This window comes from Streptomyces sp. NPDC059564, assembly GCF_042735575.1.
Lineage (GTDB): Bacteria > Actinomycetota > Actinomycetes > Streptomycetales > Streptomycetaceae > Streptomyces.
Genome location: NZ_JBHWBP010000533.1, coordinates 1 through 3697, shown reverse-complemented (window position 1 = coordinate 3697; position 3697 = coordinate 1). Strand labels below are relative to the sequence as shown.

General features: G+C 66.4%; 1 protein-coding gene. It reads right to left on the bottom strand.

What is annotated here, in order from left to right:
* Positions 1 to 15: 15 nt before the first annotated feature.
* On the bottom strand, positions 16 to 3150 hold the full coding sequence (locus ACFV0Q_RS39615) for a DNRLRE domain-containing protein (RefSeq protein ID WP_385012713.1): 3135 nt from the start codon (positions 3148 to 3150) through the stop codon (positions 16 to 18).
* Between the last annotated feature and the right edge of the window lie 547 nt (positions 3151 to 3697).

Here is a 3697-nt window from a genome sequence, read left to right as displayed (position 1 = left end):
CCTGTGTCGTACGGGTTATCCGAGAGTGTGGGCGGTGTTCCAGTCGTCTTCTTCGACGCGCCAGCCGTTGGCGATGGTGGTGCGGCCTCCGTAGTAGAGGTGGAGGGTGCCGTCGTTGCGGGTGAGGTAGAGGTCAGGGATCCCGTCGTTGTTGACGTCTGGGGTTCCGCGCAGGAGGGGCCAGGTGGCACTGTCCCATCCGGTGGTGCCGTAGGTGAGGTCCTTGCCGTCGGCGGAGTTGACAGCGAGGGCGAGTGAGTTGATATCGGCGCCGCCGTTGGTGCCGGGCTTGCCGCGGCGCAGGGCGAGGCCACGGTTGGGGTCGGCGTCGTCGCGGAAGAGGAGGTCGGGGACTCCGTCGCCGGTGACGTCGCGGACATCGATGATGTCGCGTTTGGTCCAGCTGGTGGCGGAGAGCTGGCGGGCTTCGGTGACGCTGGCGCCGCTGTATCCGGTGAGGGTCCAGAAGGTGTCACCGGCGGTGGCGAAGATGTCCTCCGCGTGGTCGCCGTTCATGTCGGGGACAACGACGATCTGGGTGAGTGTGGCGGGGTCGGGTGCGCCGGTGGGGAGGAGGATTTCGGTGCGGCGGCTGATGTCGAAGCGGCCGTTGCCGTCGCCTTGGTAGACGTAGAGCTTGCCATCGGGCATGCGGGCGATGAGGTCGGTGATGCCGTCGCCGGGGTACCAGTCGGTGGAGTGCGCGATCAGCGCGGACTTGCCGCTGGGGTCCTTCCAGTAGCCGGGGGGTGTGGGTTTGCCGTTGTCAGTGGCGGCGGGCATCCAGGCATCCACGTCGCCGCTGGCGTCGGCGGGATAGACACGCAGGTCGCCGGCGGCGTCGATGGCCAGGAGGTCGGCCTTGCCGTCACCGGTGACATCACCCGCACCGTCGAGGCCGGGGCGGGGGCGGACGTAGAAGGTGTAGATGAACGGATCGGAGATGTTCCCGGCCTTGTTGACGATCCGGACGTAGAACAGGTTCGGTCCGGCATTGTCGGGGTTCACGTCGACGGTGACCGTGTCCTGCCCGGCGGCGGGCACGGCCTTCTGGTCATAGACCGGGTGGTTCAGCGACCACTGGAACTCACGGATGTCAGCCGCGTTGGTGCCACCCGCGATGACAGTGATCTTGCCAGGCCCCAGCGTGTTCCTGCTCCACTCCGCGCCGTCGGGGCCGGGAGCGGGAAAGTCGTCCGAGCGGATGGTCGGCTGGGTCGGCTGGGTGTGGTCCACGGTGAACGAACACGGCTTGTCGGTACCAGCCGGCCCTTCGGGTGAGCGTGCGCCGTCGTGGTCGATGGTGACCGCCGCCCAGGAGTAGGTGTCGCTCGGGGTGAACAGCTCCCACTTCAGGGTGGTGCGGGCGACGCCGTAACTGTCGGGGGTGACCTCCTGGTCGAAGAGCACCTTGCCGTCGCGCACGCGCCAGATCCTCATCTGAACGGCACGCAGGTTGCCGTCACCATCCCGGCCCTGGACCTCGAACATGACGTCCGACTTGCCGACCTTGGTGAACGGCGCGTCCGTAACGCACAGGCCGCCGGGGACGGTGTCCATGCCGGCCACGGTGGGCTCATCGGGGGCCTTGTTGTACTCGACCTCGACGTAAGGGGCGCTCTCACCGTTCGCCTGGAACTTCTTCCAGAAGTTCGCATCACTCTCGTTCGGGGAGCGTAGACCCAGGGTGAGGTTCTGCCAGGCGCCGCGGGCGCCTTCCTCGACAGTGGACTTGATGTCGATGCCGACCCAGGCGTCGGGGCAGGAACTGTTGTAGCCGTATCCGGTGGATGCTCCGGCGATCCGCTTGCCCCAGAACGTGCCGTTGTCCGTGTTGTTCCAGGTGCTGGAGCTGTTGATCAGCGGGGTGTGGTAGACGTCGAAGGCCCTCGCCGTGCAGCCCCAGGAGTACGTCTGCAGCAGACGCAGGTTCGCCGAGCGGATCTGGGAGCCGTAGAGCTGGCTGCCGAAGTCGAAGATGAACGCCGCCCGCGACGTGCCACCGGTGGTGGACTCGTACCCGACACGGGCCTCGGGGGTGCCGCTGCCGCTGTTGTAGTTCTGGCCGTTCCAGAAGCTGGAGCCGCCCTCGGGCTTGTAGAAGGTCGTCCAGTTCTGCTTGTGGCCCTTGAAGGAGGGGTCGATGAAGACGGGGTAGACGGTGTCCGCGTCGTTCAGCAACTGCGCGTTCGGCGTCACCGTCAGCACGTTCTCCGCCGACAGCGCGGCGCCAGCAGCCTTCGCGTGATTGCCCTCGGCACCATTGAGGCCGGACAGGGCGAGCGTGGGGTGGTCCTTGGCCTCCGGCGCAGGCTTCGCCTGCGGTTCGCCCTCGGTGACGGCCACCTTGCCCGCCGAGTCCCACATGAACGGAGTCGGCGAACCGGCTATCTCCGCACCCTGGCCGTCCTGCGCGCTCACCGCGCGGGATTCCTCGTCCAGGTGGAAGCTCAGGTCCGGAGAGGCCAGCCGGTAGTTCAGCTGGCCCAGCAACGGATCGGCCGCGGCCTGCTTGTCCTTCACGACCAGGACGTGGGTGTATCCGCCGTCCTGAGCCGTCATCACCAGGTCGATACCCGGCCGCACGTTCTCGTACAGGGCCCGCGGACCCGAGACGACGGGTTCGGGCAGGGGCCCGGGCCAGGCAATGGTCAGGTCATGGCCGTCGAGCGTCAGCCGCACCAGATCAGTCCAGGCCGGAGCCGGAGCGTCAGCCTTTACAACAGCAGGCGTCACCAGCGGCACACGTGAGATGCCGCGCGAGGCACGTGCCGGATCACCGGACGATGCTTTGCTGCCGGCGCTGAACACGACACGCCCGTTGACAGCCTTGGGAGCGAAGCCGCCCTCCACCCGCTGAAGGGTGGTGTCGATGGGCTTCCACTCGTTGCCCACCTTGGCCCGGGTCGCCGCACTCGAGACCCGCAGCTTGAACGTCCCACCTGGCTGCGCCCAGGTGCTGGTGTGCGCGGTGGCCTCGGCCGTGACCTCGACCTCCTTGCCGCTCTCCTTGGCCAGCTGGCGCGCCTCGGGCGCGGCAACCGGCCCAGAGGGCTTCTTCGCCGCGGAGGTGGCCTCCGGTTTGTCCGCGCCGGTGGTCAGGTGCACGCCCACAGGTACGGCAACAGCGACGGCCAGGAGGGCGGCCACGCCACCCTGGACCCGGCGGCGCCGATACCAGCATCGGGTCGGAGGCGCGACTTCAACTCCGCTTTCTGTCACGGGTGTTGGCGGACTTTCATCCACGGATTCGCTGACAGACATGGCTCTACTTCTCCCCCCTCGGGCACACCTCAACAATGCCCTCGGCACTCAGAAAACAGCTTCGACACTGGGCTCGAAGCGTGAAAGGTCCGCTCCCCAGCAGCCTTTCGCGTGCGGGTTGCGCGAGCTGAGCATGAACCATCACGCCGACAAGGTCACCCCTCCGAACTGGGCAAACCCATTCCGTTTTAGCACCTTTTAACAGCTTTAGCCCGAAGTATTCAGAGCCTAAAGTGATAAAGCCCACACCGGATATCGGATTATGGCTTTTACGGGTCGTCAGGCCACAGAATCAGCTGGCTATTTGTCAGTTTCCTGCCACACGTGTGTCTTACATCGTGGGCAGATCGTGGGGGGTCCAGATGTCGCCGTTCTCGGCGCACCATTTCCGCCTGCCCGGAAACAAGAGAGCCCGCGCAAGACGCGCGCGCCT